We start from the raw sequence: 25,444 nt of genomic DNA on the forward strand, positions 1-25,444 counted from the left end.
CAAAGTCGTGGAGGTTTTTTATTGGACGGTATGAATGTAGAAATTCTACAGGAGGTGTAAGGATGAGCAGCGTTATCGAACAAAAGAAACAAATCGTAGAAGAAATTGCTGATAAGCTTAAATCAAGTTTATCAACAGTTGTTGTTGACTACCGTGGTCTTACTGTTGCTGAAGTTACTGAACTTCGTAAACAGCTTCGTGAAGCTGGCGTGGAATTCAAAGTATACAAGAATTCAATGACTCGCCGTGCTGCTGAAGCTGCTGAACTTTCGGGTTTAAACGAAGCTTTAACTGGACCTAACGCAATCGCGTTCAGCACAGAAGATGTAGTTGCTCCAGCGAAAATCCTTAATGATTTCGCGAAAAAGCATGAAGCACTTGAAATTAAAGCAGGTGTAATCGAAGGAAATGTCGCTTCAGTAGAAGATATCAAAGCTCTTGCTGAACTACCATCACGCGAAGGCTTGCTTTCTATGCTACTCAGCGTACTTCAAGCACCTATCCGCAATCTTGCTCTTGCTGCAAAAGCTGTTGCAGATCAAAAAGAAGAACAAGGCGCGTAAGTTGATTTTAGCGTTAAACTAATAGATTCAAACCAAAAATAAGGAGGAAACATAATCATGACTAAAGAACAAATCATTGAAGCAGTTAAAAATATGACTGTTTTAGAACTTAACGACTTAGTAAAAGCTATCGAAGAAGAATTTGGTGTAACTGCTGCTGCTCCTGTAGCTGTAATGGGCGGAGCTGCTGGTGGAGACGCTGCTGCTGAGAAAACTGAATTTGACGTTGTTCTTGCTTCTGCAGGCGACCAAAAAATCAAAGTTATCAAAGTGGTACGTGAAATCACAGGTCTTGGACTTAAAGAAGCAAAAGAACTTGTTGACAACACTCCAAAAGCTCTTAAAGAAGGCGTTTCTAAAGAAGAAGCTGAAGAAGTTAAAGCTAAGCTTGAAGAAGTTGGAGCTGGCGTTGAAGTTAAGTAATAACATTTATGAAAAGTCCGCTGCTTAAGCGGGCTTTTTGTTTTGCTGTAAAATCTATAACTTTAATCTGAAGGTACTGTCCAGCTAAACAAGGAACGCTTCGTCAGCTTTATCATCGTACGACTAAAAGCATCGTGTTACGGAGGAGCCTGTTCCCTCGAGGTGTCGGGGAAGGGAAGGGCGCTTCTGCTTTTCTGTTTACTTTTTGCTTTTTGATGGGCAATCCTATATAATTCCTTCGAAACCACTTAATTGTGATTCTTCTATTTTCTTCTTATATATTCTCCCTGGAGGTGATTTCATGTCTGAACACTACTATTCCCAAACGCAAAAAGTTGAAAGCAGCCCTAAAACCTGGAGTTATACTCTAAAGGAGTATCCATTCCGATTTAAAACAGATAATGGTGTTTTTTCAAAGGGTGAAGTGGATTTTGGTTCAAGGTTATTAATTGAGACTTTTGAAGAGCCGGAAGCTGAAGGTAACATTCTCGATGTAGGCTGCGGATACGGGCCCATTGGGCTGACTGCAGCAAAGCTGATGCCTGAACGGACAGTTCATATGGTTGATGTAAATGAGAGGGCGCTTGGACTTGCGAAAGAAAATGCTGAATTGAACGGCATTAAAAATGTGCAAATCTATGAAAGTGACCGCCTTGAAAATACAAAAGGAAATAAGTTTGCGGCCATTCTGACAAACCCGCCGATCCGCGCCGGGAAAAAGGTTGTTCATGATATATTTGAACAAAGTTTTCATTCGCTGATTTCTGGAGGTGAGCTATGGGTTGTCATCCAGAAAAAGCAGGGTGCACCATCTGCCATAGATAAACTGACAGAGTTATTCGGTGAAGTAGAGACAGCAGAAAAGAAAAAAGGCTATTTTATTTTAAGAGCAAAAAAAGATTGACTTGACTTTTTTGCTATGATAGTATTGTAAAATGCCAACATATTATATTTCTATTTATAACTAAATTTATCTAATAGTTGTATAAATTTGGTTTTAATGGGAAAGCTAACAAAATAATAGTCGTATTGTGAAAATGTGGTTTTTGAAGTGAAAACCCTTTTTCTTTTTGTCTTATAAGAATGGAGGTTTGGCTTATGTCCCTGTACTTTTTCGGGAAAAGTCCAGCTTCTAAGCCAGTTCGCTGGCGGCACTTTGCGCCATCGGTTCCGGCTCTTTTGCTTGTTGCCGATAGGCAGGCGCTCTATAGCTTTTCTTATAAGATGATATAAATTGCTATTAGCAACAATAACGCTTGATTTGAGGGGTGAATCAGTTGACAGGTCAACTAGTTCAGTATGGACGACACCGCCAACGTAGAAGTTACGCACGAATCAGTGAAGTTTTAGAATTACCAAATCTAATCGAAATCCAAACCTCTTCTTATCAATGGTTTCTTGATGAGGGTTTACGAGAAATGTTCCATGATATTTCTCCGATTGAAGACTTTACTGGTAATTTGTCGCTTGAATTTATTGATTACAGCCTTGGCGAACCAAAATATTCCGTTGAGGAATCGAAAGAACGAGATGTTACATATTCTGCACCTTTACGTGTGAAAGTGCGTCTTGTAAACAAAGAAACAGGCGAAGTTAAAGACCAGGATGTCTTTATGGGTGACTTCCCGCTTATGACAGAGACAGGTACGTTCGTTATTAACGGAGCGGAACGTGTCATTGTATCCCAGTTAGTACGTTCACCGAGCGTATATTTCAGTGGAAAGCTTGATAAAAACGGGAAAAAAGGCTTTACAGCAACCGTAATCCCGAACCGCGGCGCTTGGCTTGAGTATGAAACAGATGCCAAAGACGTCGTATACGTCAGAATAGATCGTACTCGGAAACTGCCCGTTACGGTTCTTTTGCGTGCACTTGGGTTCGGCTCTGATCAAGAGATCATCGATTTGATTGGAGACAACGAGTACATTCGCAACACTCTTGAAAAAGATAATACTGAAAGTACAGAGAAAGCGCTGCTTGAAATTTATGAGCGCCTTCGTCCGGGCGAACCGCCAACGGTTGAAAATGCGAAAAGCTTGCTTGTCTCAAGGTTTTTCGATCCAAAGCGCTATGACCTGGCGAATGTTGGACGCTATAAGATCAATAAGAAGCTTCATATCAAAAATCGCCTGTTCGGTCAAAAACTGGCTGAAACGCTTGTGGATCCAGAAACTGGCGAAATCATTGCGGAAAAAGGCGTTACGCTTGACCGCCGCACTTTAGACCGGATCCTTCCTAACCTGGAGAAGGATATCGGCTTTAAAACCGTAAGCCTTTTAGGCGGAGTTGTAGATGATGAAGTGCTGCTTCAGTCTATTAAGATTTACGCGCCTAATGAAGATGGCGAAAAAGTCATCAATGTAATTGGCAATGCTTATGTTGAAGAAGCAGTGAAAAACATTTCACCTTCTGACATCATTGCTTCAATCAGTTATTTCTTTAACCTTCTGCACTCTGTAGGAGATACAGATGATATCGACCATCTTGGAAACAGACGTCTTCGTTCAGTCGGAGAACTATTGCAGAACCAGTTCCGCATCGGTCTTTCCCGTATGGAGCGTGTGGTCCGCGAGAGAATGTCCATCCAGGATACAAATACCATTACGCCTCAGCAGCTGATTAATATCCGTCCTGTTATTGCGTCAATTAAAGAGTTCTTTGGAAGCTCGCAGTTGTCCCAGTTCATGGACCAGACAAATCCGCTCGCTGAACTGACACATAAACGCCGTCTTTCTGCGTTAGGACCTGGTGGTCTGACACGTGAACGTGCCGGCTTCGAAGTACGTGACGTTCACTACTCTCACTATGGCCGTATGTGTCCGATTGAAACGCCGGAGGGACCAAACATCGGTTTGATTAACTCCTTATCTTCATTTGCGAAGGTAAACCGTTTCGGATTTATCGAAACACCGTATCGCCGAATTGACCCTGAGACCGGAAAAGTTACATCCCGCATCGACTATCTGACAGCTGATGAAGAGGATAACTATGTAGTGGCCCAGGCGAATGCACTTCTTGGTGACGATGGCTCATTCCTTGACGAAGAAGTAGTTGCCCGTTTCAAAGGTGAAAACACAGTTGTGAAGCGAGACCGTGTTGACTACATGGATGTATCGCCTAAACAGGTAGTTTCTGCTGCGACGGCATGTATCCCATTCCTGGAAAACGATGACTCCAACCGTGCCCTGATGGGAGCGAACATGCAGCGTCAGGCTGTGCCTTTGATGCAGCCGGAAGCGCCAAGAGTTGGTACTGGTATGGAATATGTATCAGGTAAAGACTCAGGTGCTGCAGTCATCTGTAAGCATGAGGGGATCGTTGAGCACGTAGAAGCTCGCGAAGTTTGGGTTCGCCGCATTCAAAACGTGGATGGCCAGGAAGTTAAAGGCGATCTTGATAAATACAGAATGCTTAAATTCATCCGTTCCAACCAGGGAACTTGCTACAACCAGCGCCCAATCGTTGCTGTAGGCAACCGTGTAACTAAAGGAGAAATCCTTGCTGACGGACCTTCCATGGAACTTGGTGAATTAGCGCTTGGACGCAACGTTCTCGTCGCGTTTATGACATGGGATGGATATAACTACGAGGATGCGATCATTATGAGTGAGCGCCTCGTAAAAGATGATGTTTATACATCTATCCATATTGAAGAATATGAATCAGAATCACGCGATACAAAGCTTGGACCTGAAGAGATCACAAGAGATATCCCTAACGTTGGGGAAGATGCACTGCGCAATCTGGACGAACGCGGAATTATCCGCACAGGTGCGGAAGTAAAAGATGGCGACCTTCTTGTTGGTAAAGTAACTCCTAAAGGGGTAACGGAACTAACAGCTGAAGAACGGCTATTGCACGCAATCTTTGGTGAAAAAGCTCGTGAAGTCCGCGATACTTCCCTTCGTGTGCCACACGGCGGCGGCGGTATCGTACTCGATGTTAAAGTATTTAACAGAGAAGATGGAGATGAGCTTCCTCCAGGTGTTAACCAGCTTGTGCGTGTATATATCGTTCAGAAGCGTAAAATCTCTGAAGGTGACAAGATGGCCGGACGCCACGGTAACAAAGGTGTTATCTCCCGTATTTTACCGGAAGAAGACATGCCTTACCTGCCGGATGGCACCCCAGTAGACATCATGTTAAACCCTCTCGGGGTTCCATCGCGTATGAACATCGGACAGGTGCTTGAGCTTCACCTTGGTATGGCTGCCAGAGCATTGGGCATTCACGTAGCATCTCCTGTATTTGATGGTGCCCGCGAGGAAGATGTATGGGCAACGATCGAAGAAGCAGGCATGGCGCGTGATGCTAAGACTGTCCTTTATGATGGACGTTCAGGCGAGCCGTTTGACAATCGCGTATCAGTAGGAGTCATGTATATGATCAAACTGGCGCACATGGTTGACGATAAGCTCCATGCCCGTTCAACAGGACCTTACTCTCTTGTTACGCAGCAGCCATTGGGCGGTAAAGCTCAGTTTGGCGGACAGCGTTTCGGTGAGATGGAGGTTTGGGCACTTGAAGCATATGGTGCTGCCTATACACTTCAGGAAATCTTAACGGTTAAGTCCGATGACGTCGTTGGACGTGTTAAGACTTACGAATCAATCGTCAAAGGCGAGAATGTTCCTGAACCGGGCGTACCGGAATCATTCAAGGTACTAATCAAAGAACTTCAAAGTTTAGGTATGGATGTTAAGATCCTTTCTGGCGATGAAGAAGAAATTGAAATGCGCGACCTGGAAGATGAAGATGATGTTCAGCAGGCTGAATCATTGACAATCGCTCCGGAAACGCAAAATGAAGAACAGGTAGTTACGAAAGAATAATTTAATATAAATCCTTAATCCCTGGGCGCTCCGCCCTAAATGGCGGAGGCTGCTGGGGATATTATTGGCACTTTTGCTGCTGTTTGAGCAATAAGGGTAAAACCCGGAGATCAAAAGGGAGGTAGGCCCCTTGCTAGATGTAAATAATTTCGAGTATATGAAAATAGGTCTTGCTTCACCGGATAAGATACGTTCTTGGTCACATGGTGAGGTTAAGAAGCCTGAAACGATCAACTATCGTACATTAAAACCAGAAAAAGACGGTTTATTCTGCGAACGCATTTTCGGACCGACAAAAGACTGGGAATGTCACTGCGGAAAGTATAAGCGTGTTCGATACAAAGGCGTTGTCTGTGATCGATGCGGCGTTGAAGTAACACGTGCAAAAGTGCGCCGTGAAAGAATGGGCCACATTGAACTTGCAGCCCCTGTATCCCACATTTGGTACTTCAAAGGCATCCCAAGCCGTATGGGTCTTGTGCTGGACATGTCTCCGCGTGCACTTGAGGAAGTTATTTACTTCGCTTCTTATGTTGTAACGGATCCTGGCGATACGGCTCTTGAAAAGAAGCAGCTGCTTTCCGAAAAAGAATACCGTGCATACCGTGAAAAGTATGGAAACAAGTTCCAGGCATCCATGGGTGCTGAATCCATTAAGAAACTTCTTTCTGACATAGACCTCAACAAAGAAGTAGATACCCTTAAAGAGGAACTGAAAACTGCCCAGGGCCAGCGACGCACTCGTGCTATCAAGCGCCTGGAAGTTCTTGAAGCTTTCCGTGGCTCCGGAAATGAACCATCCTGGATGATTCTTGACGTTCTTCCGGTTATTCCTCCGGAACTTCGTCCGATGGTACAGCTGGATGGCGGACGTTTTGCCACTTCCGACTTAAATGATCTGTACCGCCGTGTAATCAACCGCAACAACCGCCTAAAGCGTCTATTGGACCTTGGTGCTCCAAGCATTATTGTTCAAAACGAAAAGCGCATGCTTCAGGAAGCAGTAGATGCGCTAATCGATAACGGCCGCCGCGGAAGACCGGTAACAGGACCAGGAAACCGTCCGTTAAAATCCCTGTCGCATATGCTTAAAGGGAAGCAGGGACGTTTCCGCCAAAACTTGCTTGGTAAGCGTGTTGACTATTCTGGACGATCGGTTATCGTCGTAGGACCAAACTTAAAAATGTACCAGTGCGGACTTCCGAAAGAAATGGCATTGGAATTATTCAAGCCATTCGTTATGAAGGAATTGGTGGAAAAAGGCTTAGCCCACAACATCAAGTCTGCAAAACGCAAGATCGAAAGAGTGCAGCCGGAAGTTTGGGATGTTCTTGAAAGTGTCATTAAAGAGCACCCTGTATTGCTTAACCGTGCCCCAACTCTTCACAGACTGGGCATTCAGGCATTTGAACCGACATTGGTGGAAGGACGCGCTATTCGTCTTCATCCGCTTGTGTGTACTGCATACAACGCAGACTTTGACGGTGACCAAATGGCTGTTCACGTGCCGCTTTCAGCAGAAGCACAGGCAGAAGCCCGCCTGCTGATGCTTGCAGCACAGAACATCCTGAACCCGAAAGACGGTAAGCCAGTTGTTACTCCTTCACAGGATATGGTATTAGGTAACTATTACTTGACACTTGAAAGAGCCGGCGCTGTCGGAGAAGGCATGATCTTCAATGATACAAGTGAAGCACTGCTTGCCTATCAGAACGGCTATGTTCATTTGCATACAAGAGTAGCTGTCCATGCTGGATCCTTGAATAACCAGACATTCACCGAAGAACAAAATAAAAAGCTTTTATTAACTACGGTTGGTAAGCTTGTTTTCAACGAGATTCTGCCTGAGACATTCCCATACATCAACGAGCCTACAAAAGAAAACCTTGAGATTGAAACTCCTGAGAAATACTTTGTAGAGCCTGCTACTGATGTAGCTGCTGTTATCAAGGAAATGCCTCTAGTAGATCCGTTTAAGAAAAAGATCCTTGGAAACATCATTGCGGAAGTCTTCAAACGCTTTAAAATCACTGAAACGTCTAAAATGCTTGACCGCATGAAAAATCTTGGATTCAGATACTCCACAAAAGCCGGCATCACGGTTGGTGTAGCTGACATCGTGGTATTGGGCGAGAAGCAGGAAATTATCCACGAAGCACAAAGCAAGGTTGATAATGTCATGAAACAGTTCAGACGCGGTCTTATTACCGAAGATGAGCGTTATGATCGTGTTATTTCAATCTGGAGTGCAGCGAAGGATAATATCCAGGCAAAATTGATGAAGTCATTGGATAAATCCAACCCAATCTTCATGATGAGTGACTCCGGTGCCCGTGGTAACGCATCCAACTTCACTCAGTTAGCTGGTATGCGCGGACTCATGGCCAACCCGGCTGGACGTATCATTGAATTACCGATTAAATCAAGTTTCCGTGAAGGTTTAACAGTACTCGAGTACTTTATTTCTACACACGGTGCCCGTAAAGGACTTGCCGATACAGCCCTTAAAACAGCTGACTCAGGTTACCTGACTCGCCGTCTGGTAGACGTAGCACAGGATGTCATCGTTCGTGATGATGATTGTGGAACTGACCGCGGATTGCTGATCGCATCTCTTAAAGATGGTACTGAAGTTATTGAAGCGCTTGAAGAGCGTCTGATTGGCCGTTATGCAAGAAGAAATATCAAACATCCTGAGACAAATGAAGTGATTGTAGCTGAAAACGGATTGATCACTGAAGATATTGCAGTTGAAATTGTTTCAGCCGGCATCGAAAAAGTATGGATCCGTTCCGCGTTCACATGCAACACACGTCATGGGGTTTGTAAAAAGTGCTACGGCCGCAACCTGGCAACCGGACAAGAGGTTGAAGTTGGTGAAGCAGTAGGTATCATCGCTGCCCAATCCATCGGTGAACCAGGTACACAGTTAACAATGCGTACGTTCCATACCGGTGGGGTAGCAGGAGACGATATCACTCAAGGTTTACCGCGTATCCAGGAAATCTTCGAAGCGCGTAACCCTAAAGGTCAGGCAGTCATTTCTGAAATTGATGGTGTGGTAGTTGGCATCAATGAAGGCCGTGACCGCCAGCATGAGATTGTTGTTCAGGGTGAAGTGGAGTCCAAGACGTATACAGCACCTTATACAGCCCGCTTAAAAGTAGCTGTAAACGATGAAGTAGTACGTGGACAGGAATTGACTGAAGGTTCTATTGACCCTAAAGAGTTAATTAAAGTAAAAGATGTAACAGCTGTTCAAGAATACTTGCTGCGTGAAGTTCAGAAGGTATACCGCATGCAGGGTGTTGAAATTGGCGATAAGCACATCGAGGTAATGGTACGCCAGATGCTTCGCAAAGTGCGTGTAATTGATGCAGCAGAAACAGATGTACTGCCAGGTACTCTGCTTGATATCCATCAATTTACAGATGCCAACGAAAAAGCCCTTCTTGCTGGCAAAATGCCTGCAACAGGACGTCCGGTTCTGCTTGGTATCACAAAAGCATCTCTTGAAACAGATTCATTCTTATCAGCAGCATCCTTCCAGGAGACCACAAGAGTTCTTACCGATGCAGCGATTAAAGGCAAGCGCGATGAGCTTCTTGGCCTGAAAGAGAATGTAATTATTGGTAAGCTTGTCCCTGCCGGAACAGGAATGCAGCGCTATAGAAGAGCAGAGCCTTATACAAATGAGGAAACTGCTGAAAATACTGTTACTGTAGAATAACTTTATTATTGCGGTGCTTGCTTATTTACCAGCAAGTACCGCATTTTAAAGTGAATAAATAAAATAAAATTCATTTTGCTTGTTGACATCGAAAAATGAAGATGGTACTATAGCAAAGGTGCTCCTATTCACCGGATACTTTGGAGGATGTCGTAAATGTCTTATGATAAAGTATTGCAGGCTAAAAGTTTTATTGTAGGAACAAAGCAAACAGTCAAGGCTCTCAAACTGGGAACAATTGATGAAGTCGTAGTCGCCAGTGATGCTGATCCTAGGGTTACAGCTAAAGTGGTTAGTACAGCGAATGAGATGAACGTTCCGATTGTGTATGTTGATTCGATGAAAAAGCTCGGTAAAGCATGCGGAATCGAAGTTGGGGCAGCAGCTGTTGCCATATCTTTTTAAAAACTGTTTTTGTAGATTGCTATCTGCAAGAACTTTGTTTTTGCATCAAAATGAACCACCTGGATGTGTGGGCTTAAACAAATTCGAAGGGAGGAAAAATCAAATGCCTACTATTAACCAATTAGTGCGCAAGCCTCGTCAAACTAAGTCAGAGAAGTCAAATTCACCAGCTCTTAACAAAGGCTACAACAGCTTCAAGAAAGCTCAAACAAACGTAGCTTCACCTCAAAAGCGTGGTGTTTGTACTCGTGTTGGTACAATGACTCCAAAGAAACCGAACTCTGCATTACGTAAATATGCTCGTGTTCGTTTAACAAACGGTATCGAGGTTAATGCTTACATTCCTGGTATCGGACACAACCTTCAAGAGCACAGTGTTGTTCTTATCCGTGGAGGACGTGTAAAAGACTTACCGGGTGTACGTTACCACATCGTGCGCGGCGCTTTAGATACTGCTGGTGTTAACAACCGTATGCAAGGCCGTTCTAAATACGGTGCTAAGCGTCCAAAAGCAGCTAAAAAATAATTCTAAATAATAGACAACCATCTTTGAAAGGAGGAACAATCCATGCCACGTAAAGGTCCTGTAGCAAAAAGAGACGTATTGCCGGATCCGATTTACAACTCAAAGCTAGTTAGCCGTCTGATCAACAAAATGATGATCGATGGTAAGAGAGGTAAATCTCAAGCTATTCTTTACTCTGCGTTCGATATCATCAGCGAGCGCACTGGCAAAGAGCCAATGGAAGTTTTCGATCAGGCACTTAAAAACATCATGCCTGTACTTGAAGTAAGAGCACGCCGTGTAGGTGGAGCTAACTACCAAGTACCAGTTGAGGTGCGTCCTGACCGCCGTACTACTCTTGGTCTTCGCTGGTTAGTAAACTATGCGCGTCTTCGCGGTGAAAAGACTATGGAAGAGCGTTTAGCTAACGAAATCCTAGATGCAGCTAACAACACTGGTGCATCTGTTAAGAAGCGTGAAGATACACACAAAATGGCAGAAGCGAACAAAGCGTTTGCTCACTACCGCTGGTAAGATATACAGCTTAACTAAAATAACACTCATACTAGGAAGGAGAAAGACCCAATGGCTAGAGAGTTCTCCTTAGAAAATACTCGCAATATCGGTATCATGGCTCACATTGATGCCGGTAAAACAACAACAACTGAGCGTGTACTTTACTACACTGGCCGTATCCACAAAATCGGTGAAACACACGAAGGTGCTTCACAGATGGACTGGATGGAGCAGGAGCAAGAGCGTGGAATCACAATCACTTCTGCTGCAACAACTGCACAGTGGAAAGGCCACCGCGTAAACATCATTGACACTCCTGGACACGTAGACTTCACAGTTGAAGTTGAGCGTTCACTTCGTGTTCTTGATGGTGCGGTTGCGGTACTTGATGCACAGTCAGGAGTTGAGCCTCAAACTGAAACAGTTTGGCGCCAGGCAACTACTTACGGAGTACCACGTGTGGTATTCGTAAACAAAATGGATAAAATCGGTGCTGACTTCTTATATTCATTGAAGACACTTCATGATCGTCTGCAAGCTAATGCGGCAGCTATCCAATTACCGATTGGTGCTGAAGACCAGTTCGAAGGAATCATCGATCTTATCACAATGAAAGCTACGTTCTACGGTAATGACCTTGGTACTGATATCGAAGAGCGTGATATCCCAGAAGAATACATGGATCAAGCTGAAGAATACCGTGAAAAGCTAATTGAAGCGGTAGCTGAACTTGATGAAGAATTAATGGAGAAATACCTTGGCGGTGAGGAAATCACTAACGAAGAGCTAAAAGCAGCTATTCGTCAAGGTACAGTAAACGTTGAGTTCTATCCTGTAATCTGTGGTTCTGCTTTCAAAAATAAAGGTGTACAAAAAATGCTAGATGCAGTAATCGATTATCTTCCTTCTCCATTAGATGTACCAGCTATCAAAGGTACACTTCCAGATTCGGAAGAAGAGGTTACTCGTCCTTCTAGCGATGATGCACCTTTCTCAGCTCTTGCATTTAAAGTTATGACTGACCCTTATGTCGGTAAACTTACATTCTTCCGTGTTTACTCTGGAACATTGAACTCAGGTTCATATGTACAGAACTCTACTAAAGGGAAGCGCGAGCGTGTAGGACGTATCCTGCAAATGCACGCTAACTCTCGTGAAGAGATCTCAGTAGTTCACGCTGGAGATATCGCAGCAGCTGTAGGTCTTAAAGATACTAGCACTGGAGATACACTATGTGATGAAAAGAATCTTGTTATTCTTGAGTCTATGGAGTTCCCAGAACCAGTTATCTCATTATCTATCGAGCCGAAATCCAAGGCTGACCAAGATAAGATGACTACTGCTCTGCAGAAACTTCAAGAAGAAGATCCTACATTCCGAGCGCATACTGACCAGGAAACTGGACAGGTTATTATCGCTGGTATGGGTGAGCTTCACCTTGATATTCTAGTTGACCGTATGAAACGTGAATTTAAAGTGGAAGCAAACGTAGGTGCACCTCAGGTTGCATACCGCGAAACTTTCCGTTCTTCAGCTCAGGTTGAAGGTAAATTCGCCCGTCAATCCGGTGGACGCGGACAATTCGGTCATGTATGGATCGAATTTGCTCCAAATGAAGAAGGTAAAGGCTTCGAATTCGAAAATGGCATTGTCGGTGGTGTTGTTCCACGTGAATACATCCCTGCAGTTCAAGCTGGTCTTGAAGATGCTCTTGAAAGAGGAGTACTTGCTGGATTCCCATTAGTAGATATCAAAGCTAGACTATTTGATGGTTCTTACCATGATGTCGACTCTTCTGAAATGGCATTTAAAATTGCTGCCTCTATGGCACTTAAAAATGCAGCGTCAAAATGTAATCCTGTAATTCTTGAGCCGGTTATGAAAGTTGAAGTAGTAATCCCTGAAGAATACATGGGTGATATCATGGGTGATGTTACATCACGCCGTGGACGCGTTGAAGGTATGGAAGCTCGCGGTAATGCACAAGTAGTTCGTGCGATGGTTCCACTATCAGAAATGTTTGGTTACGCAACTGCATTGCGTTCTAATACGCAGGGCCGCGGTACATTCTCAATGCACTTCGACCACTATGAAGAAGTACCTAAATCAATTTCTGAAGAAATCATCAAAAAAAATAAAGGTGAATAATTGATTTTACCTTTTTAATAAAGTATAACTACTATTGTAGGCAAAAAGCGCTGTGGGAAGGGAAACCTCTCCACAGCAAAAATTACTTAACTTTTATAATCTGAAGGAGGATTTTTCAAATGGCAAAAGCTAAATTCGACCGTTCAAAACCCCATGTTAACATCGGTACAATCGGACACGTTGACCATGGTAAAACTACTTTAACTGCAGCTATCACAACTGTTCTTTCTAAAAAAGGCGGCGGTGAAGCACGCGGATACGATCAAATCGACGCAGCTCCAGAAGAGCGCGAGCGTGGAATCACAATCTCAACTGCACACGTTGAGTACGAAACTGAAAACCGTCACTATGCACACGTTGACTGCCCAGGTCACGCTGACTATGTTAAAAACATGATCACTGGTGCTGCTCAAATGGACGGCGGTATCCTAGTAGTATCTGCTGCTGACGGCCCAATGCCACAAACTCGTGAGCACATCCTTCTTTCTCGTCAGGTTGGTGTACCTTTCCTTGTTGTATTCATGAACAAGTGTGACATGGTTGACGATGAAGAACTACTTGAATTAGTAGAAATGGAAGTTCGTGACCTTCTTTCTGAGTACGAATTCCCTGGTGATGATATCCCAGTAATCAAAGGTTCTGCTCTTAAAGCTCTTGAAGGTGAAGCTGAGTGGGAAGCTAAAATCGAAGAGCTTATGGCTGCTGTTGATGAGTACATCCCAACTCCAACTCGTGACACTGACAAGCCATTCATGATGCCTGTTGAGGATGTATTCTCAATCACTGGCCGTGGTACTGTTGCTACAGGACGTGTTGAGCGTGGACAAGTTAAAGTCGGTGACGTTATTGAAATCATCGGTCTTGCTGAAGAGCCAAAATCAACTACTGTAACTGGTGTAGAAATGTTCCGTAAGCTTCTTGACTATGCTGAAGCTGGAGACAACATTGGTGCCCTTCTTCGTGGTGTAGCACGTGAAGATATCCAACGTGGACAAGTACTTGCTAAGCCAGGTTCTATCACTCCACACACTAAGTTCAAAGCTGAAGTATACGTTCTTTCAAAAGAAGAAGGTGGACGTCACACTCCATTCTTCACAAACTACCGTCCTCAGTTCTACTTCCGTACAACTGATGTAACTGGTATCTGTAATCTTCCTGAAGGCGTAGAAATGGTTATGCCTGGAGATAACATCGAAATGACTGTAGAACTAATTGCTCCAATCGCTATCGAAGAAGGTACTAAGTTCTCTATCCGTGAGGGTGGACGTACTGTAGGCGCTGGCGTAGTTGCTACAATCCAAGAGTAATTGCAATAGATAAAAACAGATGGGTGACAACCCATCTGTTTTTTTTTTGTGTTTTTGCGTCGGGCAAAATATCAGCATAGTTTCTTTGACAGTATGAAACTTTGTGCTCCTGCTGAGATAGAGATCGAATTTACTAAATCGCTTCAATGCTAACCATCAAGATTCTGCAGCTTAAACAACCAAAGCTCATCAAAAGTATCCTATTATATACATTACTTTCTTCTATATATAATCACCTATTCTAACTACATCATTTGACAGTTCCCATGGACCTAAAGCAAATATTTAGACTTCTTCCTATCCTATTGAAAACTTTGTAATCTGCAGTTATAATAGTAAAAGTGTGCGAAACATAAAGAAATAACATATACATGTTGCATTTCATTTATTGTTTCTGTATAATAGACAATGTTGGTCTTTGACTGCGATGATGTGAAAGGTTGCTGACACACCCGGCCGCTTTGCCATGGCGAGTGTGTGGGAAATTTTCACGGAGAATGTCTATATTAAAATAGGCGAAAAGGAGGGAAAATAATGGCAAAACAAAAAATTCGTATTCGTTTAAAAGCGTATGATCACAGAATTCTTGATCAATCAGCAGAAAAGATTGTTGAGACTGCAAAACGTTCTGGTGCGGCTGTTTCAGGTCCGATTCCATTACCAACTGAAAAGTCTATTTACACAATCCTTCGTGCGGTTCACAAGTACAAAGATTCTCGTGAGCAGTTCGAAATGCGTACGCATAAACGTCTAATCGACATCGTTAACCCAACACCACAAACGGTTGATTCTCTAATGCGTTTAGACTTACCGTCTGGTGTAGATATCGAAATCAAACTTTAATCAATAAATAATCATAAGAAAATTAGGAGGTGTGACTGAAATGACCAAAGGAATCTTAGGAAGAAAGATTGGTATGACTCAAGTATTTGCTGAAAACGGTGATCTTATCCCGGTAACAGTTGTTGAGGCAGCTCCAAACGTTGTTCTTCAAATGAAGTCAGTTGAAACTGATGGATATGAAGCGATCCAGCTTGGATTTGAAGATAAGCGCGAAAAGCTATCCAACAAACCTGAAAAAGGCCATGTTGCTAAAGCAAACACTGCTCCTAAGCGCTTCGTACGCGAATTCCGCGGAGCTGATTTAGGACAATATGAAGTTGGTCAAGAAGTCAAAGTTGATATATTCGCAGAAGGCGAAACTGTTGATGTAACAGGAATCTCAAAGGGTAAAGGTTTCCAGGGTGCCATCAAGCGCCACGGACAATCTCGCGGGCCTATGGCTCACGGTTCTCGTTACCACCGTCGCCCTGGTTCAATGGGTCCTGTAGCTCCAAACCGTGTATTTAAAGGTAAACTATTACCTGGACGTATGGGCGGAGAGCAAATCACTGTACAAAACCTTGAAATCGTTAAAGTTGATGCTGAGCGCAACTTGCTATTGATCAAAGGTAACGTACCTGGTGCTAGAAAAGCATTAGTAAAAATCAAAAGTGCGGTAAAAGCATAATAATTAAACCGGAAAGGAGGAAAACAGAATGCCGAAAGTAGCATTGTTTAACCAAAGCGGATCTAAAGTTGGTGATATCGAACTTAATGATGCGATCTTTGGTATCGAGCCTAACCAGCACGTATTATTCGAAGCTATTGTTATGCAAAGAGCTTCTTTACGTCAAGGGACTCATAAAACTAAAATTCGTTCTGAAGTAGCGGGCGGAGGACGCAAGCCATGGCGCCAAAAAGGCACAGGCCGTGCACGTCAAGGTTCTATCCGTTCACCACAATGGCGCGGAGGCGGTACTGTATTTGGTCCTGTACCACGCAGCTACAGCTACAAACTACCTAAAAAGGTTCGCCGTCTGGCAATCAAATCTGCGTTATCTTCTAAAGTGTTAGAAGAAAACATCCTAGTATTAGAAGGCCTTGCTTTCGAAACTCCTAAAACAAAAGACTTCAAAGGTGTATTAACTGGTCTTTCTGTTGATTCAAAAGCACTTATCGTAACTGCTGACCTAGATGAGAACGTAGCATTATCTGCTCGCAACATCCCTGGTGTAACAGTTGTGTCTGCTTCTGGAATCACTGTTTTAGATGTTTTAAACCATGATAAGCTTATCATGACGAAAGCAGCGGTTGAAAAAGTAGAGGAGGTGCTTGCATAATGGATGCACGCGAAATCATTAAGCGCCCCGTAATCACTGAACGTTCTACTGATATTATGGCTGATAAAAAATATACGTTCGAAGTTGACGTACGAGCTAACAAAACTCAAGTTAAGGACGCTGTAGAGCAAATCTTTGGCGTTAAAGTTGAGAAAGTTAACATCATGAACTACAAAGGTAAGTTCAAGCGTATGGGCAAATTTGGCGGTTACACTAACAAACGCCGTAAAGCGATCGTTAAATTAACAGCTGAAAGTCAAGAAATCGAGCTATTTGAAGCTTAAAACTACTATAACTAGAAGAGGAGGGAAACGAAATGGCGATTAAAAAGTATAAACCTACCTCTAATGGTCGTCGCGGCATGACGGTATCTGATTTCGCAGAAATCACGACTAACAAACCAGAAAAGTCTTTACTTGCTCCTGTTAAGAGAAAAGGCGGCCGTAACAACCAAGGTAAGTTGACAGTTCGTCATCAAGGCGGCGGTCATAAACGTCAATATCGTATCATCGATTTCAAACGTAACAAAGATGGCATTCCAGGACGCGTTGCCACAATCGAGTATGATCCAAACCGCTCTGCAAATATTGCACTAATTAACTATGTGGATGGAGAAAAGCGTTACATCCTTGCTCCTAAGAATTTACAAGTGGGCATGGAAGTAATGTCAGGTCCTGAAGCGGATATCAAAGTGGGTAATGCACTTCCACTAGCTAATATTCCAGTGGGTACTGTAATCCACAACATCGAATTAAAACCTGGTAAAGGCGGACAATTAGTACGTTCTGCTGGTACTTCTGCACAAGTTCTTGGTAAAGAAGGAAAGTATGTATTAGTTCGTTTGAACTCTGGTGAAGTTCGCATGATTCTTGCTGAGTGCCGCGCAACTGTAGGTCAGGTTGGCAACGAGCAGCACGAGCTTATTAACATTGGTAAAGCAGGTCGTTCACGCTGGTTAGGCAAGCGCCCAACTGTACGTGGATCTGTAATGAACCCTAACGATCACCCGCACGGTGGTGGTGAAGGACGTGCGCCAATCGGACGTAAGTCTCCAATGACTCCTTGGGGCAAACCAACACTTGGTTACAAGACACGCAAGAAAAACAACAAATCAGACAAATTTATCGTACGTCGTCGTAAAAAATAACGGGATTGTACTACGGTTCCAAATAAGAACCGTAGAGCAATCACGAAGGGAGGTTCAATCATGGGTCGCAGCTTAAAAAAAGGACCTTTTGTTGATGAACATTTAATGACAAAGATCGAAAAGCTTAACGAAACAGAAAGCAAGCAAGTTACTAAAACTTGGTCTCGCCGTTCTACGATCTTCCCACAATTCATCGGACACACAATCGCAGTTTATGATGGTCGTAAACATGTGCCTGTATACATCACTGAAGACATGGTAGGCCACAAGCTTGGAGAATTCGCTCCAACTCGTGCGTACAAAGGCCATGGCAATGATGATAAGAAAACAAGACGTTAATGAGAGGAGGGCATTCTAATGCAAGCTAAAGCTGTTGCAAGAACAGTTCGTATTGCTCCTCGTAAAGCTCGTTTAGTCGTAGATTTAATTCGAGGAAAGCAAGTAGGCGAAGCAGTAGCGATTTTGAACCTTACACCTAAAGCTGCTTCTCCAATCGTAGAGAAAGTTTTAAAATCTGCACTAGCTAACGCTGAGCACAACTACGAAATGGACGTTAACAATCTGGTAGTTGCTCAAGCATTCGTAGACGAAGGACCAACTTTAAAACGTTTCCGTCCTCGCGCTATGGGCCGTGCAAGCCAAATCAACAAGCGCACTAGTCATATTACTATCGTTTTATCAGAAAAGAAGGAGGGATAATCAGTGGGTCAAAAAGTAAATCCAGTCGGTTTGCGTGTCGGTGTCATCCGTGATTGGGAGTCAAAATGGTACGCAGGCAAAGACTATGCTGATCTTTTACACGAAGACCTTAAGGTTCGTGAGTACATCACAAAGCGTTTAAGCGATGCTTCTGTTTCTAAAGTAGAAATCGAACGTGCTGCTAATCGCCTGAACATCACTATCCACACTGCGAAACCAGGAATGGTTATCGGTAAAGGTGGTACTGAGGTTGAAGCACTTCGCAAGTCACTTAACTCATTAACTGGCAAGCGTGTTCATATCAACATTCTAGAAATTAAAAGAGCAGACATTGATGCGAAATTGGTTGCGGAAAACATTGCTCGTCAATTAGAAAACCGCGTATCTTTCCGTCGTGCTCAAAAACAAACTATTCAACGTGCAATGCGCGCTGGCGCTAAGGGTATCAAAACAATGGTATCTGGTCGTTTAGGCGGTGCTGATATCGCTCGTTCAGAATCATACAGCGAAGGAACAGTTCCACTTCATACTCTTCGTGCTGATATCGATTATGCTACAGCTGAAGCTGATACAACTTACGGTAAATTGGGCGTAAAAGTATGGATCTATCGTGGAGAGGTCCTTCCTACTAAGAAGAAAACTGGGGAAGGAGGCAAATAATATGTTATTGCCAAAGCGCGTTAAATATCGTCGTGTACACCGCGGAAAAATGCGTGGTCAATCAAAAGGCGGAACTGAAGTAAACTTCGGTGAATATGGTCTTCAAGCTCTTGAAGCTTCTTGGATCACTAACCGTCAAATTGAATCTGCACGTATCGCAATGACTCGTTACATGAAACGTGGCGGTAAGGTTTGGATTCAAATTTTCCCGCATAAGCCTTACACTGCAAAGCCTCTAGAAGTCCGCATGGGTTCCGGTAAAGGTGCTCCAGAAGGATGGGTTGCAGTTGTTAAGCCTGGTAAAGTAATGTTCGAAATCGCTGGTGTATCTGAAGAGATCGCTCGTGAAGCATTACGTCTTGCATCACACAAACTTCCAGTTAAGTGCAAGTTTGTAAAACGAGAAGAAATTGGTGGTGAATCAAATGAAAGCTAATGAAATTCGTGACCTTACCACTGCCGAAATTGAACAAAAAGTAAAATCATTAAAAGAAGAGCTTTTCAACCTTCGCTTTCAATTGGCGACTGGACAACTTGAAAACACAGCTCGCATTCGTGAAGTACGCAAAGCGATTGCCCGCATGAAAACTGTTATTCGTGAAAGAGAAATCGGCTTTAGCAAGTGATATTGAGAGGAGGTTCGCACAATGAGTGAACGCAACCAACGCAAAGTTTACACTGGACGCGTCGTTTCTGACAAAATGGATAAGACAGTAACGGTTCTTGTCGAAACTTACAAAAAGCATCCACTTTACGGTAAACGCGTTAAGTACTCTAAAAAGTTCAAAGCTCATGATGAGCAAAACCAAGCAAAAACTGGCGATATCGTTCGTATTATGGAAACTCGTCCACTATCTGCGACTAAACGCTTCCGTCTTGTAGAAGTAGTTGAAAAAGCAGTTATTATCTAATTGTTCGGAATAAGGTTTATCCCGAAGGGAGGTTACACACATGATTCAACAAGAATCACGTTTAAAAGTTGCTGACAACTCTGGTGCTCGTGAAGTACTTACAATTAAAGTTCTTGGTGGCTCTGGCCGCAAGACTGCTAACATCGGTGATGTTATCGTTTGTACAGTGAAACAAGCAACACCAGGTGGCGTTGTTAAAAAAGGTGATGTTGTTAAAGCGGTAGTTGTTCGTACTAAGAGCGGTGTACGCCGTAATGACGGTACTTACATTCGTTTCGATGAAAACGCATGTGTAATTATTCGTGATGACAAAGGACCACGCGGAACTCGTATCTTCGGACCAGTTGCCCGTGAACTACGTGAAAACAACTTCATGAAAATTGTATCTTTAGCTCCAGAAGTATTATAAATAACAAATTAAATTGCCTTTAAGGAGGTGCGCACAGATGCATGTGAAAAAAGGTGACAAAGTTATGGTCATCTCTGGTAAGGATAAAGGCAAAACGGGCGTTATTCTTGCAGCGTTCCCTAAACAAAGCCGAGTGCTTGTTGAAGGAGTTAACATTGTAAAGAAACACTCTAAGCCTTCTCAGATGAACCCGCAGGGCGGAATCATCAGCCAAGAGGCACCTGTTCATGTATCAAACGTTATGCCTGTCGATCCTAAATCTGGTGAACCAACTCGTGTAGGCTATAAAACGGTTGATGGCAAAAAAGTACGTGTTGCAAAAAAATCCGGTGAAGTTCTAGATAAATAGTTTAAAGAAGAAGGGAGGTACAATGGATGAACCGCCTAAAAGAAAAGCATTCAAAAGAAATTACTCCTGCTCTAATGAGCAAGTTTAACTATAAATCAGTTATGCAAGCACCTAAGCTTGAAAAAATCGTTATCAACATGGGTGTTGGTGACGCTGTTCAAAACGCTAAAGCACTAGATAAAGCTGTTGAGGAATTAACATTGATTACTGGTCAAAAGCCGGTTATCACTCGCGCTAAGAAATCTATCGCTGGCTTCCGTCTTCGTGAAGGTATGCCAATCGGTGCGAAAGTTACTCTTCGTGGAGAGCGCATGTATGAGTTCTTTGATAAGTTAGTATCTGTATCTCTTCCACGTGTACGTGACTTCCGCGGTATCTCTAAGAAGTCATTTGACGGCCGTGGTAACTATACTCTAGGTGTCAAAGAACAGTTGATCTTCCCTGAGATTGATTACGATAAAGTAAGCAAAGTTCGTGGTATGGATATCGTTATCGTAACTACAGCTAACACTGATGAAGAAGCTCGTGAACTTTTAACTCAATTTGGAATGCCATTCCAAAAGTAATCGCTAAATAGAGGGAGGCGAAAACGTGGCTAAAAAGTCAATGATTGCGAAGCAAAAACGCACGCCTAAACACAAGGTACAGGAGTACACTCGCTGCGAACGCTGCGGACGTCCACATTCTGTATACCGTAAATTTAAGCTTTGTCGTATTTGTTTCCGTGAATTAGCATATAAAGGACAAATTCCTGGCGTGAAAAAAGCTAGCTGGTAAACCCCAAGTATGGGAAGGAGGTAAAAACAATGGTCATGACAGATCCAATTGCAGACTTGCTAACTCGCATCCGTAATGCGAACATGGTTCGTCACGAAAAATTAGAAGTTCCTGCTTCTAACATCAAGAAGGAAATTGCTGAGATCTTAAAGCGTGAAGGTTTTGTACGTGATGTTGAGCTTATCGAGGATAACAAGCAAGGCATCATCCGCATTTTCTTAAAATACGGTTCAAACAACGAACGCGTTATCACTGGTCTTAAGCGTATCAGTAAGCCTGGTCTTCGTGTATACGCAAAGGCTGATGAAGTACCTCGCGTACTTAACGGTCTTGGAATCGCACTAGTTTCTACTTCTCAAGGAGTTCTTACAGACAAAGAAGCTCGCGCTAAACAAGTCGGCGGAGAAGTATTAGCATACGTTTGGTAATAGAGTTTTTCATGAATGGAGGTGCAATTAAATGTCTCGTATAGGTAAAAAACCAATCGAAATTCCATCTGGTGTTACTGTTACTATCGACAATAACACTGTTACTGTGAAGGGTCCTAAAGGTGAACTTTCCCGTTCATTCAACCAGGATATCGAAATCAAGGTGGAGGAGAACGTAATCAACGTTTCCCGTCCATCTGAAGCGAAAGAACACCGCGCATTGCACGGAACAACTCGCGCACTTCTAGCTAACATGGTTGAAGGTGTGTCAAAAGGATTCGAAAGAGGACTAGAGCTTATCGGTGTCGGTTACCGTGCTCAAAAACAAGGCAAAAAGCTTGTTTTAAACGTTGGTTACTCTCATCCTGTTGAAATCGAGCCTGAAGAAGGTATTGAAGTTGAAGTGCCATCTAACACAAAGATCATTGTTAAAGGTACTAGCAAAGAGCGTGTTGGTGCATTGGCTGCCAACATCCGTGATGTTCGTCCTCCAGAGCCTTACAAAGGTAAAGGTATCCGCTATGAAGGCGAATATGTTCGTCGTAAAGAAGGTAAAACTGGTAAGTAATGCCGCTTAGGTAAACGAAAGGAGTGACCGAAATGATTACGAAGGCTGATAAAAATGCAGTTCGTAAGAAAAGACATGCTCGTGTGCGTGCGAAACTTTCTGGAACTGCGGCTCGTCCTCGTTTAAATGTGTATCGTTCAAACAAGCACATTTATGCTCAACTTATTGATGATGTAAACGGAGTTACTGTAGCAAGTGCTTCTACACAAGATAAAGAAGTAAACCTTGATGCAACTGGCAACGTTGATGCAGCAGTTAAGGTCGGAGAATTAGTTGCAAAGCGCGCAGTCGAAAAAGGCGTTAAAGCTGTCGTTTTCGATCGTGGTGGCTATCTATATCATGGACGTGTTAAAGCATTAGCTGATGCAGCACGTGAAAATGGTTTAGAATTTTAATAGACAAAGGAGGGACACAAAAAGATGCGTCGTATTGATCCAAACAAACTTGAACTTGAAGAGCGCGTAGTTACGGTTAATCGTGTAGCAAAGGTTGTTAAAGGTGGACGTCGTTTTCGTTTCTCTGCTCTTGTAGTAGTAGGTGACAAAAACGGTCACGTTGGCTTTGGTACAGGTAAAGCACAGGAAGTTCCTGAAGCAATCCGCAAAGCTATTGAAGATGCTAAGAAAAACTTAGTCGAAGTACCTATGGTTGGAACTACAATTCCTCACCAGGTAATCGGTCACTTCGGTGCTGGAGAAATCCTTCTTAAGCCTGCTTCTGAAGGTACGGGAGTAATCGCCGGAGGTCCAGTTCGTGCGGTTCTAGAATTAGCTGGTGTTGGTGATATCTTATCTAAATCTTTAGGTACTAACACACCAATCAACATGGTTCGCGCCACTTTGAACGGTTTAACTCAATTAAAACGTGCTGAGGACGTAGCGAAATTACGTGGTAAATCAGTAGAAGAACTGTTAGGATAAGGAGGGATATCAAATGGCGAATAAACTAGAAGTAACCCTCACTCGCAGCGTGATTGGTCGCCCGCAAGACCAGCGCGAAACAGTTAAGGCTCTTGGCTTACGCAAAATGCACCAAACAGTTGAGCATCAAGATAATCCTGCTATCCGCGGAATGATCAACAAAGTTGCTCACCTTGTTGTGGTAAAAGAAAAATAATTCTATTCTTCTACAAATAAGGAGGTGCCAACATGAAACTTCATGAATTAAAGCCTGCAGAAGGTTCTCGTCAAGAACGCAAACGCAAAGGCCGTGGTATCGGTTCCGGTAATGGTAAAACTGCTGGTAAGGGTCATAAAGGTCAAAACGCTCGTTCTGGCGGCGGTGTCCGTCCTGGATTCGAGGGTGGTCAAACACCTTTATTCCAACGCTTGCCTAAGCGCGGTTTCACTAACATCAACCGTAAAGAATACGCGGTTGTGAACCTTGATGCTTTAAACCGTTTCGAAGATGGAGCAGAAGTAACTCCTGAGCTTCTTATCGAAACTGGTGTAGTAAGCAACGAAAAAGCAGGAATCAAGATTCTTGCAAAAGGCAAAGTTGAGAAAAAGCTTACAGTTAAAGCTCATAAATTCTCCTCTGCTGCAAAGGAAGCTATCGAAGCTGCCGGCGGTCAAACTGAGGTGATTTAATGTTTCAGACAATCTCCAATTTTATGCGTGTGGGTGATATAAGACGAAAGATTATTTTCACCCTTTTAATGCTGATCGTATTTCGCATCGGTACATTTATCCCTGTACCGGGCGTAAATGCAGATCTATTAAAAGCCCAGGATGAACTTAATGTATTCGGTGTTCTGAATACATTCGGCGGCGGGGCGCTCCTGAACTTCTCAATCCTTGCGATGGGCATCATGCCGTACATTACGGCATCCATCATTGTGCAGCTTCTGCAGATGGATGTTGTTCCTAAGTTTACGGAATGGTCTAAGCAGGGTGAGGTTGGACGCCGTAAGTTAGCTCAGTTTACCCGTTACTTTACTATCGTGCTTGGTTTTATCCAGGCTCTCGGTATGTCTTATGGGTTTAATAACCTAGCAGGCGGAATGCTGATTGAAAATCCGGGAATTACTTCTTATCTATTGATTGCTGTAGTATTGACTGCCGGAACTGCATTTCTAATGTGGCTTGGCGAGCAGATTACATCAAAAGGCGTTGGCAATGGTATTTCCATCATTATCTTTGCTGGTATCGCAGCTGGTATTCCTTCAACGGTTAACCAGATTTATGCTCAGCAGTTTGAAAATGCTGGAGAGCAGCTATTCCTTCGCATTGTGACAGTCGTGCTTATCCTGGTTGCAGTCATCGCTATTGTTGTGGGAACGATCTTTATCCAACAGGCATTAAGAAAAATTCCTATTCAATACGCTAAGCGCGTAACAGCAGGGAAAAATTCTGCTGGCGGACAATCAACTCATCTTCCGTTAAAAGTTAATGCAGCTGGTGTAATTCCAGTAATCTTTGCGATTTCTTTCATCATCACGCCAAGAACCATTGCAGGTTTCTTTGAGCAGAATGATGTGACGCTTTGGATTCAAAGAATATTTGACTACACGTCTCCAATCGGGATGGTCATTTATAGTGCATTAATCATTGCTTTTACTTATTTCTATGCTTTCATTCAGGTGAATCCGGAGCAAGTTGCGGAAAACCTGAAGAAGCAGGGCGGTTATATCCCGGGCATCCGTCCAGGAAATAACACGCAGGAATATTTGACTCGCGTCTTATATCGTTTAACATTGGTCGGTGCGCTCTTCCTGACGGTCATTTCTATCCTGCCGGTATTCTTCATTAATATCGCTGGATTACCTGAATCTGCGCAAATTGGAGGCACAAGCCTGCTAATCGTTGTCGGTGTTGCACTTGAAACGATGAAGCAGCTTGAAGCACAGCTGGTTAAGCGTCATTATAAAGGTTTCATTAAATAATTTGGGTGTAGGGAGCGTCTC

At 43.3% G+C, this 25,444-nt stretch carries 32 protein-coding genes and 1 other annotated feature (1 of these 33 only partly in view); all 32 genes read left to right on the forward strand.

Going from position 1 to position 25,444, the window contains the following annotated elements:
* Positions 1 to 29: a sequence feature (ribosomal protein L10 leader region), on the forward strand; it begins 111 nt to the left of the window's first position.
* A 33-nt stretch (positions 30 to 62) separates the two neighbouring features.
* Positions 63 to 563, forward strand: coding sequence for a 50S ribosomal protein L10 (gene rplJ / locus A361_RS00680; protein ID WP_009336549.1), 501 nt, complete (start codon positions 63 to 65; stop codon positions 561 to 563).
* A 57-nt stretch (positions 564 to 620) separates the two neighbouring features.
* On the forward strand, positions 621 to 986 hold the full coding sequence (gene rplL / locus A361_RS00685; protein ID WP_009336551.1) for a 50S ribosomal protein L7/L12: 366 nt from the start codon (positions 621 to 623) through the stop codon (positions 984 to 986).
* 301 nt (positions 987 to 1,287) lie between these two features.
* Positions 1,288 to 1,890, forward strand: a complete 603-nt coding sequence (locus A361_RS00690) for a class I SAM-dependent methyltransferase (RefSeq protein WP_009336553.1) — start codon at positions 1,288 to 1,290, stop codon at positions 1,888 to 1,890.
* A 373-nt stretch (positions 1,891 to 2,263) separates the two neighbouring features.
* The gene (rpoB, locus tag A361_RS00695) at positions 2,264 to 5,818 is read left to right on the forward strand and encodes a DNA-directed RNA polymerase subunit beta (RefSeq protein WP_026041789.1); all 3,555 of its coding nucleotides are present in this window, start codon (positions 2,264 to 2,266) and stop codon (positions 5,816 to 5,818) included.
* A gap of 130 nt (positions 5,819 to 5,948) precedes the next feature.
* Entirely contained in the window at positions 5,949 to 9,548 is a 3,600-nt protein-coding gene (rpoC, locus tag A361_RS00700) for a DNA-directed RNA polymerase subunit beta' (protein ID WP_019382782.1), read from the forward strand.
* A 156-nt stretch (positions 9,549 to 9,704) separates the two neighbouring features.
* Positions 9,705 to 9,953, forward strand: coding sequence for a 50S ribosomal protein L7ae-like protein (locus A361_RS00705; RefSeq protein WP_009336559.1), 249 nt, complete (start codon positions 9,705 to 9,707; stop codon positions 9,951 to 9,953).
* 103 nt (positions 9,954 to 10,056) lie between these two features.
* Positions 10,057 to 10,479: a 30S ribosomal protein S12 gene (gene rpsL, locus A361_RS00710; RefSeq protein ID WP_009336562.1), complete on the forward strand. Its 423-nt coding sequence runs from the start codon at positions 10,057 to 10,059 to the stop codon at positions 10,477 to 10,479.
* 42 nt (positions 10,480 to 10,521) lie between these two features.
* Positions 10,522 to 10,992 (forward strand): 30S ribosomal protein S7, encoded by a 471-nt coding sequence (rpsG, locus tag A361_RS00715; protein WP_009336565.1) that lies wholly within the window; start codon positions 10,522 to 10,524, stop codon positions 10,990 to 10,992.
* A gap of 51 nt (positions 10,993 to 11,043) precedes the next feature.
* Positions 11,044 to 13,122: an elongation factor G gene (gene fusA / locus A361_RS00720; protein ID WP_009336567.1), complete on the forward strand. Its 2,079-nt coding sequence runs from the start codon at positions 11,044 to 11,046 to the stop codon at positions 13,120 to 13,122.
* Between the two features lie 119 nt (positions 13,123 to 13,241).
* On the forward strand, positions 13,242 to 14,429 hold the full coding sequence (tuf, locus tag A361_RS00725) for an elongation factor Tu (protein WP_009336569.1): 1,188 nt from the start codon (positions 13,242 to 13,244) through the stop codon (positions 14,427 to 14,429).
* Between the two features lie 534 nt (positions 14,430 to 14,963).
* Positions 14,964 to 15,272 carry a 30S ribosomal protein S10 gene (gene rpsJ / locus A361_RS00730; RefSeq protein ID WP_009336571.1) on the forward strand — a complete coding sequence of 103 codons (309 nt, stop codon included), beginning with the start codon at positions 14,964 to 14,966 and terminating at the stop codon, positions 15,270 to 15,272.
* A gap of 40 nt (positions 15,273 to 15,312) precedes the next feature.
* Positions 15,313 to 15,939, forward strand: a complete 627-nt coding sequence (gene rplC, locus A361_RS00735; protein WP_009336573.1) for a 50S ribosomal protein L3 — start codon at positions 15,313 to 15,315, stop codon at positions 15,937 to 15,939.
* A 28-nt stretch (positions 15,940 to 15,967) separates the two neighbouring features.
* On the forward strand, positions 15,968 to 16,591 hold the full coding sequence (gene rplD, locus A361_RS00740) for a 50S ribosomal protein L4 (protein ID WP_009336574.1): 624 nt from the start codon (positions 15,968 to 15,970) through the stop codon (positions 16,589 to 16,591).
* Complete coding sequence (rplW, locus tag A361_RS00745) at positions 16,591 to 16,875, forward strand: 50S ribosomal protein L23 (protein WP_009336576.1); 285 nt, start codon at positions 16,591 to 16,593, stop codon at positions 16,873 to 16,875. Before rplD ends, rplW begins: the two co-directional genes overlap by 1 nt.
* A gap of 32 nt (positions 16,876 to 16,907) precedes the next feature.
* Complete coding sequence (gene rplB / locus A361_RS00750) at positions 16,908 to 17,738, forward strand: 50S ribosomal protein L2 (RefSeq protein WP_009336578.1); 831 nt, start codon at positions 16,908 to 16,910, stop codon at positions 17,736 to 17,738.
* A 60-nt stretch (positions 17,739 to 17,798) separates the two neighbouring features.
* Positions 17,799 to 18,077 carry a 30S ribosomal protein S19 gene (gene rpsS / locus A361_RS00755; protein WP_009336580.1) on the forward strand — a complete coding sequence of 93 codons (279 nt, stop codon included), beginning with the start codon at positions 17,799 to 17,801 and terminating at the stop codon, positions 18,075 to 18,077.
* A gap of 18 nt (positions 18,078 to 18,095) precedes the next feature.
* Complete coding sequence (gene rplV, locus A361_RS00760) at positions 18,096 to 18,437, forward strand: 50S ribosomal protein L22 (RefSeq protein WP_009336582.1); 342 nt, start codon at positions 18,096 to 18,098, stop codon at positions 18,435 to 18,437.
* A gap of 3 nt (positions 18,438 to 18,440) precedes the next feature.
* Positions 18,441 to 19,097 carry a 30S ribosomal protein S3 gene (rpsC, locus tag A361_RS00765; protein ID WP_009336585.1) on the forward strand — a complete coding sequence of 219 codons (657 nt, stop codon included), beginning with the start codon at positions 18,441 to 18,443 and terminating at the stop codon, positions 19,095 to 19,097.
* A 1-nt stretch (position 19,098) separates the two neighbouring features.
* On the forward strand, positions 19,099 to 19,533 hold the full coding sequence (rplP, locus tag A361_RS00770; protein ID WP_009336587.1) for a 50S ribosomal protein L16: 435 nt from the start codon (positions 19,099 to 19,101) through the stop codon (positions 19,531 to 19,533).
* Positions 19,523 to 19,723: a 50S ribosomal protein L29 gene (gene rpmC, locus A361_RS00775; protein WP_009336588.1), complete on the forward strand. Its 201-nt coding sequence runs from the start codon at positions 19,523 to 19,525 to the stop codon at positions 19,721 to 19,723. The genes rplP and rpmC overlap by 11 nt, the downstream gene beginning before the upstream one ends.
* A gap of 21 nt (positions 19,724 to 19,744) precedes the next feature.
* The gene (gene rpsQ, locus A361_RS00780; RefSeq protein WP_009336589.1) at positions 19,745 to 20,008 is read left to right on the forward strand and encodes a 30S ribosomal protein S17; all 264 of its coding nucleotides are present in this window, start codon (positions 19,745 to 19,747) and stop codon (positions 20,006 to 20,008) included.
* A 40-nt stretch (positions 20,009 to 20,048) separates the two neighbouring features.
* The gene (gene rplN, locus A361_RS00785) at positions 20,049 to 20,417 is read left to right on the forward strand and encodes a 50S ribosomal protein L14 (RefSeq protein WP_009336590.1); all 369 of its coding nucleotides are present in this window, start codon (positions 20,049 to 20,051) and stop codon (positions 20,415 to 20,417) included.
* Positions 20,418 to 20,454: 37 nt separating this feature from the next.
* The gene (gene rplX / locus A361_RS00790) at positions 20,455 to 20,766 is read left to right on the forward strand and encodes a 50S ribosomal protein L24 (RefSeq protein WP_009336591.1); all 312 of its coding nucleotides are present in this window, start codon (positions 20,455 to 20,457) and stop codon (positions 20,764 to 20,766) included.
* Between the two features lie 26 nt (positions 20,767 to 20,792).
* Positions 20,793 to 21,332, forward strand: a complete 540-nt coding sequence (gene rplE / locus A361_RS00795; protein ID WP_009336592.1) for a 50S ribosomal protein L5 — start codon at positions 20,793 to 20,795, stop codon at positions 21,330 to 21,332.
* A 25-nt stretch (positions 21,333 to 21,357) separates the two neighbouring features.
* Positions 21,358 to 21,543, forward strand: coding sequence for a 30S ribosomal protein S14 (gene rpsN, locus A361_RS00800; protein WP_009336593.1), 186 nt, complete (start codon positions 21,358 to 21,360; stop codon positions 21,541 to 21,543).
* A 29-nt stretch (positions 21,544 to 21,572) separates the two neighbouring features.
* A complete protein-coding gene (rpsH, locus tag A361_RS00805; protein WP_009336594.1) occupies positions 21,573 to 21,971 on the forward strand; it encodes a 30S ribosomal protein S8 in 399 nt (132 codons plus the stop codon).
* Between the two features lie 31 nt (positions 21,972 to 22,002).
* Positions 22,003 to 22,539 (forward strand): 50S ribosomal protein L6, encoded by a 537-nt coding sequence (rplF, locus tag A361_RS00810; RefSeq protein ID WP_009336595.1) that lies wholly within the window; start codon positions 22,003 to 22,005, stop codon positions 22,537 to 22,539.
* Between the two features lie 32 nt (positions 22,540 to 22,571).
* Positions 22,572 to 22,934: a 50S ribosomal protein L18 gene (rplR, locus tag A361_RS00815; RefSeq protein WP_009336596.1), complete on the forward strand. Its 363-nt coding sequence runs from the start codon at positions 22,572 to 22,574 to the stop codon at positions 22,932 to 22,934.
* A gap of 24 nt (positions 22,935 to 22,958) precedes the next feature.
* Positions 22,959 to 23,459 (forward strand): 30S ribosomal protein S5, encoded by a 501-nt coding sequence (gene rpsE, locus A361_RS00820; RefSeq protein WP_009336597.1) that lies wholly within the window; start codon positions 22,959 to 22,961, stop codon positions 23,457 to 23,459.
* A 13-nt stretch (positions 23,460 to 23,472) separates the two neighbouring features.
* On the forward strand, positions 23,473 to 23,655 hold the full coding sequence (gene rpmD / locus A361_RS00825) for a 50S ribosomal protein L30 (protein ID WP_009336598.1): 183 nt from the start codon (positions 23,473 to 23,475) through the stop codon (positions 23,653 to 23,655).
* A gap of 32 nt (positions 23,656 to 23,687) precedes the next feature.
* Positions 23,688 to 24,128 (forward strand): 50S ribosomal protein L15, encoded by a 441-nt coding sequence (gene rplO / locus A361_RS00830; RefSeq protein WP_009336599.1) that lies wholly within the window; start codon positions 23,688 to 23,690, stop codon positions 24,126 to 24,128.
* Positions 24,128 to 25,423 (forward strand): preprotein translocase subunit SecY, encoded by a 1,296-nt coding sequence (secY, locus tag A361_RS00835; protein WP_009336600.1) that lies wholly within the window; start codon positions 24,128 to 24,130, stop codon positions 25,421 to 25,423. The genes rplO and secY overlap by 1 nt, the downstream gene beginning before the upstream one ends.
* Positions 25,424 to 25,444 lie beyond the last annotated feature (21 nt).

Origin of the sequence: Cytobacillus oceanisediminis 2691 (genome assembly GCF_000294775.2) — a bacterium.
Taxonomy (GTDB): domain Bacteria; phylum Bacillota; class Bacilli; order Bacillales; family Cytobacillaceae; genus Cytobacillus; species Cytobacillus pseudoceanisediminis.

Bases quoted from the DNA above. Each gene is read 5' to 3' on its own strand.
- rplJ (WP_009336549.1), top strand. From the start codon at position 63: ATGAGCAGCGTTATCGAACAAAAGAAACAAATCGTAGAAGAAATTGCT.
- rplL (WP_009336551.1), top strand. From the start codon at position 621: ATGACTAAAGAACAAATCATTGAAGCAGTTAAAAATATGACTGTTTTA.
- A361_RS00690 (WP_009336553.1), top strand. From the start codon at position 1,288: ATGTCTGAACACTACTATTCCCAAACGCAAAAAGTTGAAAGCAGCCCT.
- A361_RS00705 (WP_009336559.1), top strand. From the start codon at position 9,705: ATGTCTTATGATAAAGTATTGCAGGCTAAAAGTTTTATTGTAGGAACA.
- rpsL (WP_009336562.1), top strand. From the start codon at position 10,057: ATGCCTACTATTAACCAATTAGTGCGCAAGCCTCGTCAAACTAAGTCA.
- rpsG (WP_009336565.1), top strand. From the start codon at position 10,522: ATGCCACGTAAAGGTCCTGTAGCAAAAAGAGACGTATTGCCGGATCCG.
- fusA (WP_009336567.1), top strand. From the start codon at position 11,044: ATGGCTAGAGAGTTCTCCTTAGAAAATACTCGCAATATCGGTATCATG.
- tuf (WP_009336569.1), top strand. From the start codon at position 13,242: ATGGCAAAAGCTAAATTCGACCGTTCAAAACCCCATGTTAACATCGGT.
- rpsJ (WP_009336571.1), top strand. From the start codon at position 14,964: ATGGCAAAACAAAAAATTCGTATTCGTTTAAAAGCGTATGATCACAGA.
- rplC (WP_009336573.1), top strand. From the start codon at position 15,313: ATGACCAAAGGAATCTTAGGAAGAAAGATTGGTATGACTCAAGTATTT.
- rplD (WP_009336574.1), top strand. From the start codon at position 15,968: ATGCCGAAAGTAGCATTGTTTAACCAAAGCGGATCTAAAGTTGGTGAT.
- rplW (WP_009336576.1), top strand. From the start codon at position 16,591: ATGGATGCACGCGAAATCATTAAGCGCCCCGTAATCACTGAACGTTCT.
- rplB (WP_009336578.1), top strand. From the start codon at position 16,908: ATGGCGATTAAAAAGTATAAACCTACCTCTAATGGTCGTCGCGGCATG.
- rpsS (WP_009336580.1), top strand. From the start codon at position 17,799: ATGGGTCGCAGCTTAAAAAAAGGACCTTTTGTTGATGAACATTTAATG.
- rplV (WP_009336582.1), top strand. From the start codon at position 18,096: ATGCAAGCTAAAGCTGTTGCAAGAACAGTTCGTATTGCTCCTCGTAAA.
- rplP (WP_009336587.1), top strand. From the start codon at position 19,099: ATGTTATTGCCAAAGCGCGTTAAATATCGTCGTGTACACCGCGGAAAA.
- rpmC (WP_009336588.1), top strand. From the start codon at position 19,523: ATGAAAGCTAATGAAATTCGTGACCTTACCACTGCCGAAATTGAACAA.
- rpsQ (WP_009336589.1), top strand. From the start codon at position 19,745: ATGAGTGAACGCAACCAACGCAAAGTTTACACTGGACGCGTCGTTTCT.
- rplN (WP_009336590.1), top strand. From the start codon at position 20,049: ATGATTCAACAAGAATCACGTTTAAAAGTTGCTGACAACTCTGGTGCT.
- rplX (WP_009336591.1), top strand. From the start codon at position 20,455: ATGCATGTGAAAAAAGGTGACAAAGTTATGGTCATCTCTGGTAAGGAT.
- rplE (WP_009336592.1), top strand. From the start codon at position 20,793: ATGAACCGCCTAAAAGAAAAGCATTCAAAAGAAATTACTCCTGCTCTA.
- rpsH (WP_009336594.1), top strand. From the start codon at position 21,573: ATGGTCATGACAGATCCAATTGCAGACTTGCTAACTCGCATCCGTAAT.
- rplF (WP_009336595.1), top strand. From the start codon at position 22,003: ATGTCTCGTATAGGTAAAAAACCAATCGAAATTCCATCTGGTGTTACT.
- rplR (WP_009336596.1), top strand. From the start codon at position 22,572: ATGATTACGAAGGCTGATAAAAATGCAGTTCGTAAGAAAAGACATGCT.
- rpsE (WP_009336597.1), top strand. From the start codon at position 22,959: ATGCGTCGTATTGATCCAAACAAACTTGAACTTGAAGAGCGCGTAGTT.
- rpmD (WP_009336598.1), top strand. From the start codon at position 23,473: ATGGCGAATAAACTAGAAGTAACCCTCACTCGCAGCGTGATTGGTCGC.
- rplO (WP_009336599.1), top strand. From the start codon at position 23,688: ATGAAACTTCATGAATTAAAGCCTGCAGAAGGTTCTCGTCAAGAACGC.
- secY (WP_009336600.1), top strand. From the start codon at position 24,128: ATGTTTCAGACAATCTCCAATTTTATGCGTGTGGGTGATATAAGACGA.